Origin of the sequence: Pantoea sp. At-9b (assembly GCF_000175935.2) — a bacterium.
GTDB lineage: Bacteria > Pseudomonadota > Gammaproteobacteria > Enterobacterales > Enterobacteriaceae > Pantoea.
Window position 1 is genome coordinate 336,654 of record NC_014839.1, and the last position, 15,024, is coordinate 351,677.

Sequence of the window (15,024 nt, forward strand, 5' to 3'; positions counted from 1 at the left end):
GATGGATGGTTACTCCTTAATCGAGATGGCGCAGTCTGATTATAAACATGTACGTATTTAAGTACAACACTCTCAACTCCCCCAACGACTGCGCAGATAATTGACGGCCTGCTGCGTTTGTGGCTGGTTAAGGTAGTTCTCTCTGAACAGGATCGTGCCACTGATTTGCGGCAATGATTCATTCAAATCCAGCTGTTTTTTCAGCTCCGGTACCCCGCCATTTATTGTCCAGTCTGGCTCATTCTTTGACGGTTCACCCACTTTATACAATGCGACGCCAATGTAGAGACGGGTATGGGTGGGTTTCACCACATTTGCCCACCAGTTGGCCAGCACGTCATAACGCGCAGCCTGGCGTGAGAAAGGCCAGTATATTTGTGGTGCAATATAATCCAGCAACCCCATCTGTACCCACTGGCGGGTGTCGGCAAAAGCCTCATCGTAGGTAGCTGCACCACGGGTATCTGACCCGGAGGGATCATGTGACAGATTACGCCACACGCCCGCCGGACTGACGCCGAACTCGACATCGGGTTTCAGCTGTTTGATGGTGCGCGACACCTGCTCAATCAGCAACTGAGTGTTATGACGTCGCCAGTCGGCTTTGGACGCAAATCTCGCACCATATTCTCTGAACATCTGGTTATCATTCAGCGCAGAACCCGGCGATTCCGCATAGAAATAATCATCAAACTGGACACCGTCGACCGGATAATGGGCCACAACTTCCGCCACAATGCTGGTGATCCAGTCGCGCACGGCCGGGATGCCGGGATCCAACACAAAGCGTTCGCCTGCGGTGCGGATCCAGTCACGATGCAGAACAAACACGCTGGCAGGATGCAGTGACAGGGTGGCGTTCAGTTCCGCCACGGTGGACGGTTTGGTGTTTACCGATACGCGATAAGGGTTAAACCAGGCGTGCACCTTCATGCCGCGTTTATGCGCTTCATCCAGCATAAATTGCAGAGGGTCATAGCCGGGATCAGCACCGATCTTGCCTGTCAGCATATCGGACCAGGGTAGAATTTTAGAAGCCCACAGCGCGGTGCTATCCGGTTTTACCTGGAAGAACACGGTGTTGATACCCAGGTTCTTCAGCTTATCCAGTTTGTCGATGAGCGCTTTTTGCTGCTGGTTGATGCGGCTGGTGGCACTGCTGGCACTTACTGATGCGACCGGCGGCCAGTCGAGTCGCGATACGGTCGCCAGCCAGACGCCACGCATCGGTTCCTGGTGGGTGACCGGTTTGGTCAGCACCGGCGTTTTCGCAATGGGAGCGAGCGGAGTGACCAGTGATTTCGGTGGTTCTGATGAGCAGTTAGAGAGTAACAGGGCAATGGCAACCAGCAGGCCAGTCCTTTTGAGCAAGATGGCGATAATAAACTCCTGTTTAGCTTAAGAGCGTGCACATGAATACTTTCTGATTATCCGGAGAAATGTCAAGGCGACAAGCCACTGCAGGCCTTGCTGAATGTCGGCCTCACTGGCAAGTTCACTCATCAGGATTGCGCACCGGCGAGAAAGTCAGTCCAGAACTTGGCTCTAAAATAACAAATTATTTCACAGGGATATATCAACATGGATCAGACCCGTAATCTGCCATTATTTTCCACAATCGCTGGTATTAGCGGGCCGTTTCCGGCAGGTCTGGAAACGCTAAACACTTTCCACGACGGCTGGCCTCGTACCATTCCATTTGAAAATGTTGATGTACTTCTTAACCGACAACTCAGTATTGAGCTTGAAGACATTACCGATAAATTGCTGCACAAAAGACGTGGGGGCTATTGCTTCGAGCACAATTTATTGCTCAAACAGATTCTGGAAGAGGTGGGCTTTGCCGTGTCGCACCACCTCGCCAGGGTAGTCTGGGGGCAGGACGAACTCACTTCCGCGTCTCAGACACATATGCTGCTGATAGTTACCCTGGAGGGCAGTAAATACCTCGTGGATGTTGGGTTAGGTGGTGTCAGCCTGACTACGCCTCTGAGGCTGGAAGAGAGCGAGCAAAAGGGATTTGTGCTGGAGCGCATCGATAACGTTCAATGGCTTCTCTCCCTGAATGGGCAGGACGGCAAACGGCTGATGTATCTGTTTGAAAAGCGTCCATGCGAACCGGCCGACGTTTTGGTCGCCAGCCATTTCGTTGCTGCCTATGAAAGTTCTTTGTTTCGTCATAACCTGATGATGACAACGCTATGTAATGGTGAACAGTACAATCTGTTTAATAAGCATCTGACGATCCACACGGGTATGAAAACGGAACAACAGGCCGAGACCTATGATGCGTTCTTTCATATGGTCAGCGCGTTCTACAGTCGCCTAGGGGTACTAAGTTGTGAGGATATGCAGGCTATATTCGACAAAATTAATAATCGTTAAGTGGATGGAAAGCGATGAGCGACAAAAAAATGATTTCTATAGATCAGTTCAATCCTGACGAGCGCCAGGCAGTTGATGAGGTGTTCAGAGGCTTGGTTCAGAAGTTCCGCCAGCGTAGCGGTAAAGAACCGGATGCAAAGAAAGAGAAGGAATTTACAGCGGAGGCCCGACAGCAAATTATGGCGTTGAAACAGGCTAAAGAAAAAGCGTTGGCGGAAAAAGCGAAAAAGAAGCCCTTGAAGAAAAAGAAACCCGAGTCGCTGGCGGCCAGCGAAGTCAGCGATTTCAGTTGGTCAGCTTCGATAACCAAAGGGCGTCGTTAACTTAGTAAACCCGCGCCGACGTTTACCGACAACCCAAGGATGGCCAGATTGAAAACAAAGGAAATCACCGACTGAAGCAGCACGATTTGCCTGATATCGGTTGTTCCGGTAGCAACGTCAGCGGTCTGAGCAGCCACTGCGATTGTGAAGGAGAAGTAGAGAAAATCCCAGTAGCTGGGATCCTCTGGTTTTTCCGGGAATATCATCGGTGTGACTTCCTCACTACGATGCAGGTAATGATGATGGGCGTAATGCAGGGCGAAGGAGGTGGGTAACAACGCCCATGACACGACGAGGGTACTGCCCGTCAGCAGTAGATGCAGCACGCGTGGCGTGTCAGTAAGGTGTTTAAGCGAGGGCAGTTCAATCAGGATAGCCATAAGACTGACCAGGCAGCCTGACGTCACCAGGCCCAGTACCAGCGTCGCGCTTTCATCCTGCATTTTGGCGATATGGGGAATATCTTTAACCTTGGTGCGTAGCATGCGTAACCACACCAGCATAAGGTAGAGCCAGGCCAAAACGTTCCAGCTTATCAACAGCCGTTGCAAATACCCCAGTTGTGCAGGCAGCAGAAGAAAGCAGAACGATCCGGCCGCAATCGAGATTATTAAACGCAACCTCGCATAAAGGTGAGTACGAAGCGAAAAAGGCATGGTTAACGTGGCTTAGTAGTTAATGCATAGCTTAACTATAGACGTGAGGGGGGCCATTGAATGCCCTATCACTACCGCATCACCAAGAACGTCAAGATCAGTGGCGGAGTCTACAACCTGACGGACCGCAAATACTGGGACTACCTCAGCAGCCGCGATCTGGAAGCCACCACCAGTAAAACGAATCCGGCGTATTATGACTCGCAACTGTCCGTTATGTCTGGTCGAACTTTCCAGTTGGGACTGAACGTCGATTTCTGATGGCAATACTTCTCCTTGCTGTATGGCAGTGCATTCTTACGGCGGAGCATGCGCAATGAACGAACGTTACGAACACTATCTGGCCCTTAAAGGCGAACATTCGAAAAAATACGCGCGCGTTCTGGCGGCACTTATGGGCATTGGCGAAGCGCAGTTGTGCGAAGCGCGCGTCGGTCAGGATGCAAAAGCCCTGAAAACCGATTTCCCGGCGCTGCTTGCCGCCCTTGAAACGGTAGGCGAAACCAAAAGCATCACCCGTAACGAATACGCGGTGCATGAGCAGGTAGGAAAATATGAAAACCTGCACCTCGGCGAACATGCCGGATTGATCCTCAACCCGGGCGCTGGATCAACGTCTGTTTCCCCAGCAGTGGCATAGCGCCTTTTTCCTGCAAGAAATGACAGCGCGTGGTGAACGTCAAAGCATCCAGATTTTTGACAGGCATGGTGACGCGGTGCTGAAAATCTACACCACCGACAACACGGACATCGCCGCCTGGGATGCGTTGATTGCCCAGTTCACTACCGCTGACCACGTCGCACTGGAACTCACAACGACCAGCAGCCCGCAGTACAACACGACCGTTGATGCCAGCACCATCGAGGCCGAATGGCGTGCCATCACCGATGTGCACCAATTCTTCGGTTTGCTGAAGCGTCATAACATTTCGCGCCAGCAAGCATTCCGCGCGGTAGCCGACGATTTGGCCTGGCAGTGAGCAATGACGCGCTGGCACAGCTGCTCAATCAGGCACAGCAGGAGGGCAACGAAATCATGATTTTTGTTGGCAAGCGTGGCTGCACCCAGATCTTTACCGTTGCGATAGAAAAACTGATGCCGATGGACAACTGGGTCAACATCTTCAACCCTGCATTCACGCTGCATCTGATGGCGGCTCACATCAGCGAAAGTTGGGTGACGCGTAGGCAGAGCGACGATGGCCTTCGTCACCAGCCTTGAGCTGTTCGCCGCTGACGGCACGCAAATCGCGCAACTGTACGTCCAGCGCAGTGAAGGTACGCCGGAACAGGCGCTCTGGCGTGAACAGCTGGCGTTGCTCACTACCCCAGGAGCGGCCGCGTGAAACGTCTGACCCTGTTGTTGCTGACCGCGCTGACCCCAGCCAAGCAGCATCACGCGCTGTTGGTGGTGGATGAGAAGGCGCTGCTAAGTTTTGGTCTCGACACGCCGGACACCATCGTCAAACTGCGTCACGCAGCAGAAGTGGAAAAACATGACTAGCGTTGCAGTGCTGCTTGGCATGGCGTTGGCAGTGTCTGGTGTGGTGATGCAGGGGCTGTTCCGTAACCCCCTGACCGATCCCGGTTTGCTTGGTATCTGCGGTGGTACCGGTCTGACCGTGGCGCTGGCGATTATCGTGCCGGTGGTGTTGCCGCCGATCCTCGCCCAGTGTCAGTTACTGGTCGGCACGGCGGTGTCGGTAAGCGGAATTATTGGTTTTGTCGGGCTGGGTGGGGGGCCACACGTGATGCGCTTCTGTCTTGGCAGCGATCATCGCTGGATGTTACCGGGATCGGCGCTGGCAGGGGGGATCCTGTTGTTGTTGTTGGCGGATACGCTGGCGTGCACCCTGGTGATCCCGGCAGAAATGCCGGTGGGTCTGTTAACCAGCCTGATTGGTGGTCCGTGGTTTCTCTGGCTGATCCTGCTTCAGCATAGCAACTGTCTTTAGTCACTCATTACGAAGCATGGCGATGAAACGAAGAGTCCCATGCTTCATTCTTTTTCAGCATTGCATTCAGAATGGTCAGTAGTTTTCTGATGCAGGCGGTTAATGCGACCTTTTTAGGCTTTCCGGCAGCAACCAGACGTTCGTAAAACTCTTTGATTACAGGATTGTGTCTTGTTCCTACCAGAGCTGACATGTAAAGAGCTGTGCGGACTGAAGCTCGGCCTCCAAAGATCGTTCGTCGACCACGCATTGTTCCGGAGTCTCTGTTTACCGGCGCCACACCAATTAGCGCGCTGATTTCACGACGTGACAGAGAACCAAGTTCTGGAACTTCTGCCAGTAGCACGGCGACAGTTGCCGCACCAACACCTTTAACAGCGCTCAGCAGTGCTGATATATCACTGAAATTCTTCGCGATATGGTTTGCCATTTCACCTTCGATGCGGGCTATTTCATCTTTCAACGCCTTAATAATGGATCTGATGCTCCTATGACTAAGGGGATTAGACGGATGCAACCGGTTCCGTTCAGCGGTCAGCATGATCGTTAATTGTCTGCGTCTGACCACCATCGCTGCCAGCAATTGCCTGTGAGTATCAGGCATGGGACGAATATATTTTTCCCGCTCCGGGTGCAGGTTAATAACTTCCGCCATCTGAAGCAGAACTCTGGCATCAATTCGGTCGGTCTTAGCCAGATAACCCATTGCACGGGCAAAATCTCTCGCCTGTCGGGGGTTAATGACGACCACATCAAAGCCTTCTGACTGAAGATAGCACGCAACTCCTGACTCGAGACCTCCTGTTGCCTCCATCAGAATCAATCGTGTGCCATTTCGCTTTAGCTCTTTGAGTATCTGATTAAAACTGTCGATATCATTTGGAACAGCAAATTGGCTGGCAGTACCGCTAATTGCAATATCCAGGGTTCCTTTCGAAACATCAATGCCTGCGCAATGTGGATTTAACCCGCTCATCTATACCCCTCCTTGCAAATACGATTTGAAGTTCGGACAACTGTTCGGGCTTCAGATGAACGGCTCAGCTTGTGCGTCAGTCCCTATGCTGCGGGCTTGAATAACCCCGGGAGGAATCGGACTACACAAGCTTTGCCAAATCTAAGCCAGTTCATAGTAATCCACTTTTGAGATACAAGGAGGATAAATGAGTGATCGGATGCAGGCGCGCGGTCTGTGCTTTAGCCATGGAGCACGGGCGTTGATTGATAATGTTTCGGTGATGCAGGAGCCAGGCGAAATGGTCGCGTTGATCGGCCCGAACGGTGCCGGCAAATCTACATTACTGCGCCTGCTGACCGGTTTTCTCACCCCGGAAGCTGGTGACTGCTGGCTGGGCGATAGGCCACTGGCAGATTGGCCGTGTGAACCACTGGCCCAGCGCCGTGCGGTGATGCGTCAGCAAAACAGCATGACCTTCCCGATGCGAGCTGAAGATGTGGTGGCGATGGGGCGTGCGCCCTGGCTGGCTGCGGGCTCAAAAGCGGTGATTGAGGAAGTGATGCATATCACCGGTAGCCTAGAACTGGCGCGTGTGCTGGCACAGCTGTGGCATGAGGATGGCCCGCGTTAGTATCAGGCGGAATTGGATGTGGTGCGGCAGGCGGAGCAGGGCAGGCCGCAGATTCAACTGCGGGCATGAATACATTGTGCGATCATCGCGCTGCCACGGATCGCGGTTGGAGCAACTTTTAACGGAAATATCGACGGGGCACCTCATGTATCCCTGTCAGGGAAGAGGCTATTGCTGGATACTGGCTGATGACTGGCAACACGCTGATTTCATTACCTAGGCTGACATCGACTAAAAGGTCCATTTATGATGTGCATTAACCAGATACTTGCTTTTTTAAACGGATGAAAGTTCTGGGTATTTAAAAGTCTCGTAAAATTCATTGCAGGTTCGGCTGCGAGGTTTTTGGATCGATGTTTGAGTATTCATCAAATATGGAATGGACCATAGCCTGAAGGTCACGGCAGTACATGATTTATGCATTTTTGGTATCTTCCAAAACCACACACGGATCAAGCCAACAGCACAACACAAATCGCATCTCTACTCTTCATTCCCGTTATGCCCCCGAAAGTCTGCGCAGATGAGAATACCAATATTTGCCAATTCCCTTTTCAAGTAGCCCCTGCTTCTCAAATTGCTGTAGCGAGAAGAAAATGGGCCTCCACTCAAAGTAACTTATGGCCGGCAGCCTGACAAAAATAATGCTAAGAGAATCATGAGGCACGCGAATTCTTATAGTACTGGAATCGGGTTCTTCGAATTCTATATGATAATTACTAAAGGAGATGCTAACTCTTTTTACCGCGTCTTTCTTATTATATCGCATACAGTACCCCTCTCTTGAATAAGGGGGGTGGTAAAAATTCTAATGTGTACTTCAAAGAGATGAGATTTTATCTAATAAGTTTTTCACGGAATGTGCGCCTCGTTATTCCGTATCTGTATAATTCGCTGGCGTTTTATTTGGCTCTGGAGACATGTGATGATAAATTATGATATGGTTTAACCAAATTATTCTGACTGACATTAAACATTGTTCCTGAGCTATCTCTTATCGTTACCGGACTTGTACGAACCCACGAGTGGCTGGGAAATCCACAACAACCAGCTTTGCACAATGCTGAAAAATTTACCTGTTCAGGGTTAATCGCATTACGTCCTTTTACCAGTAACGATAGTTGCTTCGCTGGACGCAAAAGACATTACACAGGCTTACGACAGTGTGGCAGTTGCTAAGCCAGGCCACTATTTCGAACTGTGCAGTGAGTCTGGCATCAAGAGAGCTACAGCCTTTTTAAATATCGTATTATGCTCCTCAAGACGGAAACCCTGTTTTTCCAGTTCGAGAATTCTCAGCTGTTCAAGTATTATTGGCGAGGTTGATAGGATAACGCCCTGATGCACCTTTCTGAGCTGGCGAACCCCAGAATTCAAGAAAAGAAGAGCCAACATCCATCACCTCACTGGCCTGTCGGTAGGATCATCTGTTATCAGCAATCAGCTGAGCACATTCCAGCTTTAATTTGGAGTAGAAGGTACGATTCGTTATGAAGTCACCTGTTATATGCAAAGGAAAGAATAATATTTATATTCAGGTGATAAAATTTAACATTCCGCTACAGCTTTCCGATTGATTAGCTTTATAAGTCATACCTCTCTGCGTTCCGTTGAGTAGTTTGTTCCAACATGGAAAGATATTAATGTATAAAACAGGACAGGAAAAAATGGTTGGCCGAGCAGTTATGATTTCGGGGGGGGGGGAGTGGAGCAGTCTGTTAACTAGATGCGTTAGCCACATGATAAGTATATTTCGTCCTGAAATCTTCTTGCTTATTTTATTTTTTTTGTTTTCATTCTGCTGATGCGTTCTGGAAGCACAGGGCTTTTAGGAGTGTATGAGTTATCTCCTACCCCCCTGTCATCCTCTCCGTGTAAATTATATTCTTGCATGTTCACTGTCCCGATTACTGTCTGCGGGCCGACAGTTATGTCTTTTGCTGTTGTGATGTCAGTTTCACCCTGAAGTTGGGCCATCATATTCGCGTAAGCGTTATAATCCTCAGCGGCCTGCTGCCGATATGTGCGGGGTGTAGTGGCACTTTCTTCCCGTACCTGCCATCCGCTGCGCCGCAGCCGAGCGGACTCTGTCAGAGTATCCTGTACCCACATCCAAAATGCACGTTTTGTATATGAAGGCACGATATAACCGGCCTTTTTCATGATTTTACGCGCGATATGTTCCGGCCAGTCCCGAATTAATGAGAGTGCACCTTTGATATCTCCACGGGACGTCATCATATTCAGTTCGTGAAATGAATTCATGCTCTTCCTCCGCTGTTATATTTATTATTATCGGAAGTTCTCAGTTATTCTTTAACGATATGTTTTAGCGGGATTTATGAATGGGTTTTTTGTTAATTAAATGACCGGAAGTGCACTGGATGAAATAATTATTCCATGTTGAAATATATTTCTCTACTGCGTGGGGATTGTATATCCGCATTTGTTTTTTTGCTGATAAGCCAGCATTTGGCTTATGCATGAAACAGTATCTCATCCGGTTTTCTCCTGGCAGGTCGGCTCTGGATTATGTTCTTGGGACGATTGGCTGCGCACCGCAGATCGCTGATGTCGCGGTATATGAATTACCAGCTGTCTCGTAATCGATGTGCTCGTAGCGGCTGTCAAGGCGTGGCCGTCCCGCTTGTCGCCGACGGTGGGGCAAATCGTCGGGTATGGTTGCCCGCACATCAGTTGGGCTGTGCCGGAATCTGGGTGCGGCACAACAGCCATTACAGCATAATAAATTTATCGTCATCGGAAATAACGCTGTTTAAACGGGCTCCTTTAATTTCACCGTGACGGACGCGAAAAAAACGATGGTGATAAAAGATGACAGCATTGTTACCGCGCAGTATCAGACCGAATTTGACCTCCTGTGGAATGAGTCAGTAACGCTTCCCTGCGATAGGACGAAATAACTGCAGGTCGAGAGAGGATAAATGTTATGGGTATAAAAATATCTTACCTTGTAAGACATTCAGACATTCAGACATTCAGACATTCAGACATTCAGACATTCAGACATTCAGACGTTCGGGCGTCCGGGTATCCGGGCATGACTGAGGCTGGCGGAGATTCTCAGCAGGAGAGGGTGGCGGACTGGCAGCGATGGCTGAGGCGCGCGGGATAACAGAACTACCACCGTTGTTACCTGCCAGTGTCTGCCGCCGGAAGGTGAAGAGGTGAAACGACTTCTGAAAGCACACCTGTCGCAGAATACGGACCAGTGTTGGCTTTCCTCTTATGCATTTACGGGGCATGACCATGCTCCGGACTGCCGCTTTTACTGAGTATGGTCGGACGAACGGCAGGCTGCGATATACACCACGGGCGTCGTGAAGGCGAAGCTGACGGCGTGTTCGTGATCCGCCTGCCCACAGGGTTGCAGAAGAATGAAGCCGGGGAGGAAAAAACGGCGGTACCGCCTGAAGACGGGTAAAACAAGACTTGATGCCCCCAGCCCTCAATGCAATTGCTGTGGCAGCCGGTGTTTGACTGCAGCCGGATAAAGCGTAACGCCGGCTGGGGCGGGTACCGCTGCCGGAAAGCCTGCTGCTGATGGCGCGCAAAGGGACACCGCAGGCCGATGAAAACCGCGCTGCGGTCCGGAGGGCAAAAGAAGCATCCCGCCTGCTCATTTTCGTCTCGTTGCTGGCCGGCTGGAGTGAGCAGGCAGAAGAACGGCTGCTCAGCACCCTGCCTCTGGGGCACTTTGCCGGGTTTCCGGTACTGACGCTGCCGGAATACGTGCACGGGCGGCTGCTGAGGAGCTTTTCGCGTGAACTGGGGCACTGGCGCCGGGGCATGAAAGTGGTGGTGATCGCTCAGGGCGATCCGCGATAATGACCTTTCCGGCATCAAACGGTCTGACATGGCCTGACGGCAGCTGCACGCTCACTGACGTTGCGCTTATAACGGTTAGCCCGCGTTTTATCCCGCTGGACTCGGTGTATGAGGGGCTGGTAGAGGAAAGCTGTAGCAGGAAAAACGCGCCTTCATAAAACCGCTGCGCTATGACTTGGAATATGGCGTAGGTAGCTGGTGGCAGTGGGATGCGTCAGCCGACCCGGATGGCGCGGCAATGTCGTCTTTTCCCCGACCGTGGCGGGTGTTACCGAAATCTGCGAAGAGGTAGCCGGGCGGTTCATCGGAGTTAATCTGTCCCTCTCAACGAAGGAACGGCCGGTCTCATTTCTTCAGATGATGCAGCATGCATAAGGTTGTCCGTTCAGCAGTCGGAACCGTAGCAAGTGTAAAAAATGGCAGGATGGTCATTATGAAGGGCCATAAAAGTAAAAATGAATTGAATAAGAGTGTGAACGTCAACGGCATGAGTCTGAAGGGCAAATGAATTGGGCAGTTTAAGCCCGTAAATTCCAAAGGACAACAGTATTGTATTGGTCGGAAGGGAAAACGCTGGATATGTAGGTATTACCCGGCAACAGAAATCCGCAATGCCTGCTCAGGAATATCTTTATTCCCCGTAGTCAACCGGACAGCAGAAGTAGCAGTGTTGCCAAAGTAACCATCACAGCCGTCAGACCCGCCCGACGTAAACGTACGCTATGATGCTGACGTTCCCGGGCATCCGCCGGAAAAAAGTAATCAATGCTTCGGCATAACACATAGCTCCAGAGCATCAGGCTTATCAGTACTAGTGCACCGATTGTCCAGAGCCTTGCTGAAATATCCTCCATACGTGACACCTCCGTAAATAGCTGGTATGGCAACTGCGGCTTCCTTCTACCGGCTGAATGTTGTTACGAACAGTACGCAATGATTATGTCCTGGGGAAGTGCGGTACGTAAATACCGGGGCATTACGTGCCGTCAATCATCTGTTGATGCTCCACAACGCCACGCTCGGTGGCACTCATCTGTAACATACACGCCGCCAACGAGACCGCATCCGCAGAAGTTTCATGTAGCTCCTGTGGCCCTTATGAGGCAATGACCTGCCCCAGTATTCGATACAACCGTCAGTGAGTAATATCTATTTTCTTACTGTCTAATTTTCCATTTCGCCACCGTGCTGTAAACTCTGATGACGTCAGATAATTTAGTGCTGAATGTGGACGACACTCGTTATAATCCTGCCGCCAGTCATTAATGATTTTCCTGGCGTGAATGATATCGCTGAACCAGTGCTCATTCAGACATTCATCGCGAAAGCGACCGTTAAAACACTCAATAAATTCGCTCTGTGTTGGCTTGCCCGGCTGGATTAAGCGCAACTCCACACCATGCTCAAAGGCCCATTGATCGAGTGCCCGACAGGTAAATTCCGGGCCCTGATCGGTTCTTATCGTCGCCGGATAGCCACGAAATAGTGCAATTCTGTCCAGAATACGCGTGACCTGAACGCCTGAAATCCCGAATGTGGCGGTGATAGTCAGGCACTCCTTCGTGAAATCATCCACACAGGTCAGGCACTTAATCCGGCGGCCGCTGGCGAGTGCATCCATGACAAAATCCATCGACCAGGCCAGGTTCGGCGCATCCGGGAGCAGCAGTGGAAGCCGCTCAGTCGCCAGCCCTTTACGACGCCGTCTGCGTTTTACGCTCAGGCCATTAAGAAGATAAATGCGGTAAACTGCTTGTGATTAACGCAAAGGCCTTCACGCCGCAGAAGCTACCAGATACGCCGGTAACCAAAGCGCCGACGTTCAAGCGCCAGCTCTGTGATGCGGACAGATAACTGCGTGTCAGCAGCCGGTCGCTGAGCCGCATAACAGCAGGTAGACAGGGACAAACCTGTAAGCCTGCAGGCACGACGTTGCGACAGACCGGTCGCATCACACATAAACTTAACGGCTTCCCGCTGCTGGTCTGTCGTCAGAACTTTCGGCCCAGAGCCACCTGAAGCGCCTCCTTATCCAGTATGGCTTCGGCGAGCAGCTTCTTGAGGCGGGCGTTCTCTTCTTCAAGAGAATTAAGGTGTTTTACTTCAGGTACTTCCATACCACCAAACTTCCTACGGCAGGTGTAAAAGGTCGCGTCACAAATAGCATGCTTACGAAAGCTCACGGACGGAAATGCCAGCCTCGGCCTCGCGGAGAATACTGATGATCTGTTCGTCAGAAAAACGCTTGTTCATGGGGATATCCTTACGTTGCTGAAGAAGACATTACTAACATCGTGGTGTGTTAATCAACGGGAAGCAGGTCAAGAATCTTGTTAATCATAAGGATGATGTTTGCTCTCTCGCTGTATGCGGAGCGCCTGAAGAAAAAGTTGAAGGTGATCAAGCAATTTCTATACAGACTTTAGCGATCTTAATAAGGGGGTATGCGATCATTTCCGGCTCTTGGATCTGAAAATTGGTGAAATTATAAGACACTAGAATTGTTATTCCCTATTAATTATCTGATAATAATATATGGTCTATTAGCTTAGGCAAAAACAGACATCAGTTTTTACGATTGTACGGTGACCGAATTGTTTTATTGGTGATTATCTTATATACTGAAAAAATAATCACCAAAAGGAGAATGATATTAATAGCGATAAGCAATAAAGTTTCCATAATATGTCTCTTAGTCAGTTTGACAACGTAATTATGATTAAAGTTATACGAAGGGACCTGCAAGCATAAGTAATAGCCTATCACTCTATTCGCGTTGAAAAAATATTGAGAATGGTAAATTATGTATGTGCTTTGTAATTTTATCTTCCCTTTTTTGAAAGGAATTTTTTGTGCGAAGTGAACCACATCTCGCAGTAAAATACTCGGTGTTAATCTATGAGAACACTGTCATCATTGAGTAGAGTGATTAATTTCTTTTAATGGTTTTTTATGAGTTACAAATACAGTTTTAAAAGTATATTTTACCAGTGATTATCATAATTTGAGGGGGTTTTTGCCATCTCTTGCGAAATTACATCTATTATACAGATAATATCAGTTAAGGATTTAGGTTCGGTTTAGTAACGGCCATTAAAGTCACATTATAAATTGATAATCACCTTCAAATAATATCTTTTTTAAGAAGGTCATGTTTATCTTGTGAAGCATAATGATCTCAGCTTATTATTAAACTGGTTGCGCAATAATCATGTTTTATATGACATTATCTACAATGTTTCTTACTCTACTTATTGCCATATTATGCTTTTGGGGGGCATGTGTTAACACTGCAGTGTTCTTTACAAAAAAAGCTGGTGCTTTTTACAATAAACTACCAATGAGACTAGTGAATATCTAATATTCTTGTTTATATATGTCTTTTAAATAATGAGGATATGCTTTGAAATTACCCTTCATGAAGAAAAAAACTCTCGCCGTAGTATGGCTCTTCACAACGTGCCCGGCGTTCGCCAATGTTGATATCTTCACTGTGCCAGATGATCCATCTACAGCGAAAAAGGCATTTACCGGGAATGTTGAAGGAAGTTACAATCATCAGTCGGGCAATTCACGCAATTCAACTCTCAGTGCAGATTCAACTCTGACTTGGTTCAGGGCAATGAACGCGTATAGCGTATGGGGTGAAGCATATAACTATACCTCTGATGACACTCGTTCATCTGAAAAATATCAGATGGGGACGCGAGCTAGGCATAATCTTGACGAACGCAATTTTCTTTTTGGCCAGCTGAGCTGGCTCAGCGATCGTTTTAATGGCTACAGGACCAGGGATACCGGAGTCGTTGGTTATGGAAGGCAGATTGCCAGTGGCCCTGTGCATACTTTACGTATCGAGGCTGGTCCGGGTGTGCGCTACGATGAATATACCGACGGGGGAGAGACAACTCGTGCACTGGCCTATGGTGCACTCAGCTATTCCTATAAATTAACGGATAATGCGAGCTTTATTCAGGGGCTGTCGGTCCTTGCTACGCATGACACCACCATCAATTCGGAAACTGGATTACAGGTTAATATTAATAAAAGTTTTTCCTTGAAATTAACCTATAACTACACCCATAACTCTAGCCCCCCCTCCAGTGATCCGGAGAAAAGTGACACTAAGACGCAAATATCCATTGTTTATAATATACCCTGATAAATGTCGGTACCTTTTGTACAGAGTATAACTCTGATGTTTGCTGTGCTTTAAAGAAACCGGCCTAAAAGTAGGAAAAGTGCGGTAATATGTGGGACTGTTGAC

General features: G+C 49.2%; 11 protein-coding genes and 4 pseudogenes. 9 read left to right on the forward strand and 6 right to left on the reverse strand.

The features are described from left to right. Window positions 1–72 precede the first annotated feature (72 nt). Entirely contained in the window at window positions 73–1,371 is a 1,299-nt protein-coding gene (locus PAT9B_RS25485; protein WP_013512166.1) for a glycoside hydrolase family 10 protein, read from the reverse strand. A 210-nt stretch (window positions 1,372–1,581) separates the two neighbouring features. Here PAT9B_RS25485 and PAT9B_RS25490 point away from each other — a divergent pair, with 210 nt between their 5' ends. Together PAT9B_RS25490 and PAT9B_RS25495 are read left to right on the forward strand one after the other, a co-directional pair. Next, on the forward strand, window positions 1,582–2,385 hold the full coding sequence (locus PAT9B_RS25490) for an arylamine N-acetyltransferase (RefSeq protein WP_013512167.1): 804 nt from the start codon (window positions 1,582–1,584) through the stop codon (window positions 2,383–2,385). A 14-nt stretch (window positions 2,386–2,399) separates the two neighbouring features. Continuing rightward, window positions 2,400–2,708, forward strand: coding sequence for a hypothetical protein (locus tag PAT9B_RS25495; RefSeq protein WP_013512168.1), 309 nt, complete (start codon window positions 2,400–2,402; stop codon window positions 2,706–2,708). On the opposite strand, the gene PAT9B_RS25500 is transcribed toward PAT9B_RS25495, so the two are convergent. After that, entirely contained in the window at window positions 2,705–3,364 is a 660-nt protein-coding gene (locus PAT9B_RS25500; RefSeq protein WP_013512169.1) for a DUF1345 domain-containing protein, read from the reverse strand. The genes PAT9B_RS25495 and PAT9B_RS25500 overlap by 4 nt on opposite strands. A 69-nt stretch (window positions 3,365–3,433) precedes the next feature. On the opposite strand from PAT9B_RS25500, the pseudogene PAT9B_RS25505 reads away from it, so the two are divergent. The 4 genes and pseudogenes from PAT9B_RS25505 to PAT9B_RS30440 all read left to right on the forward strand — a co-directional run. Continuing rightward, window positions 3,434–3,625: pseudogene (locus PAT9B_RS25505) on the forward strand (hypothetical protein); the annotation flags it as partial. A 55-nt stretch (window positions 3,626–3,680) separates the two neighbouring features. Continuing rightward, window positions 3,681–4,710, forward strand: a pseudogene (locus tag PAT9B_RS25510) (hemin-degrading factor). Then, window positions 4,707–4,868 (forward strand): hypothetical protein, encoded by a 162-nt coding sequence (locus tag PAT9B_RS30760; protein ID WP_369700792.1) that lies wholly within the window; start codon window positions 4,707–4,709, stop codon window positions 4,866–4,868. Before PAT9B_RS25510 ends, PAT9B_RS30760 begins: the two are co-directional and overlap by 4 nt. A 1-nt stretch (window position 4,869) precedes the next feature. Beyond that, window positions 4,870–5,319 (forward strand): annotated as a pseudogene (locus PAT9B_RS30440) (iron chelate uptake ABC transporter family permease subunit); the annotation flags it as partial. A 7-nt stretch (window positions 5,320–5,326) separates the two neighbouring features. Here PAT9B_RS30440 and PAT9B_RS25520 read toward each other — a convergent pair. Next, the gene (locus PAT9B_RS25520; protein ID WP_013512170.1) at window positions 5,327–6,295 is read right to left on the reverse strand and encodes an IS110 family transposase; all 969 of its coding nucleotides are present in this window, start codon (window positions 6,293–6,295) and stop codon (window positions 5,327–5,329) included. A gap of 187 nt (window positions 6,296–6,482) precedes the next feature. Between PAT9B_RS25520 and PAT9B_RS25525 the strand changes: the two genes are divergently transcribed. Then, the gene (locus PAT9B_RS25525; protein WP_223300510.1) at window positions 6,483–6,908 is read left to right on the forward strand and encodes an ATP-binding cassette domain-containing protein; all 426 of its coding nucleotides are present in this window, start codon (window positions 6,483–6,485) and stop codon (window positions 6,906–6,908) included. Window positions 6,909–8,681: 1,773 nt separating this feature from the next. On the opposite strand, the gene PAT9B_RS25540 is transcribed toward PAT9B_RS25525, so the two are convergent. After that, complete coding sequence (locus PAT9B_RS25540) at window positions 8,682–9,173, reverse strand: hypothetical protein (protein WP_013512173.1); 492 nt, start codon at window positions 9,171–9,173, stop codon at window positions 8,682–8,684. Window positions 9,174–10,472: 1,299 nt separating this feature from the next. Here PAT9B_RS25540 and PAT9B_RS31290 point away from each other — a divergent pair. Continuing rightward, complete coding sequence (locus PAT9B_RS31290) at window positions 10,473–10,757, forward strand: DUF1173 family protein (protein WP_049792243.1); 285 nt, start codon at window positions 10,473–10,475, stop codon at window positions 10,755–10,757. 644 nt (window positions 10,758–11,401) lie between these two features. Here PAT9B_RS31290 and PAT9B_RS30460 read toward each other — a convergent pair. Further along, complete coding sequence (locus PAT9B_RS30460; RefSeq protein ID WP_013512174.1) at window positions 11,402–11,611, reverse strand: hypothetical protein; 210 nt, start codon at window positions 11,609–11,611, stop codon at window positions 11,402–11,404. Window positions 11,612–11,892: 281 nt separating this feature from the next. After that, window positions 11,893–13,010: pseudogene (locus PAT9B_RS30125) on the reverse strand (IS3 family transposase). Between the two features lie 1,165 nt (window positions 13,011–14,175). On the opposite strand from PAT9B_RS30125, the gene PAT9B_RS25560 reads away from it, so the two are divergent. Further along, entirely contained in the window at window positions 14,176–14,919 is a 744-nt protein-coding gene (locus tag PAT9B_RS25560) for a YdiY family protein (RefSeq protein WP_041526178.1), read from the forward strand. The last annotated feature ends 105 nt before the right edge of the window (window positions 14,920–15,024 follow it).

What these genes read in the sequence shown, in the direction of transcription:
- PAT9B_RS25495 (WP_013512168.1), top strand. Translation starts at nt 2,400, where the DNA reads ATGAGCGACAAAAAAATGATTTCTATAGATCAGTTCAATCCTGACGAG.
- PAT9B_RS30460 (WP_013512174.1), bottom strand. Translation starts at nt 11,611, where the DNA reads ATGGAGGATATTTCAGCAAGGCTCTGGACAATCGGTGCACTAGTACTG.
- PAT9B_RS25520 (WP_013512170.1), bottom strand. Translation starts at nt 6,295, where the DNA reads ATGAGCGGGTTAAATCCACATTGCGCAGGCATTGATGTTTCGAAAGGA.
- PAT9B_RS25560 (WP_041526178.1), top strand. Translation starts at nt 14,176, where the DNA reads ATGAAGAAAAAAACTCTCGCCGTAGTATGGCTCTTCACAACGTGCCCG.
- PAT9B_RS25500 (WP_013512169.1), bottom strand. Translation starts at nt 3,364, where the DNA reads ATGCCTTTTTCGCTTCGTACTCACCTTTATGCGAGGTTGCGTTTAATA.
- PAT9B_RS31290 (WP_049792243.1), top strand. Translation starts at nt 10,473, where the DNA reads ATGGCGCGCAAAGGGACACCGCAGGCCGATGAAAACCGCGCTGCGGTC.
- PAT9B_RS25525 (WP_223300510.1), top strand. Translation starts at nt 6,483, where the DNA reads ATGAGTGATCGGATGCAGGCGCGCGGTCTGTGCTTTAGCCATGGAGCA.
- PAT9B_RS25540 (WP_013512173.1), bottom strand. Translation starts at nt 9,173, where the DNA reads ATGAATTCATTTCACGAACTGAATATGATGACGTCCCGTGGAGATATC.
- PAT9B_RS25490 (WP_013512167.1), top strand. Translation starts at nt 1,582, where the DNA reads ATGGATCAGACCCGTAATCTGCCATTATTTTCCACAATCGCTGGTATT.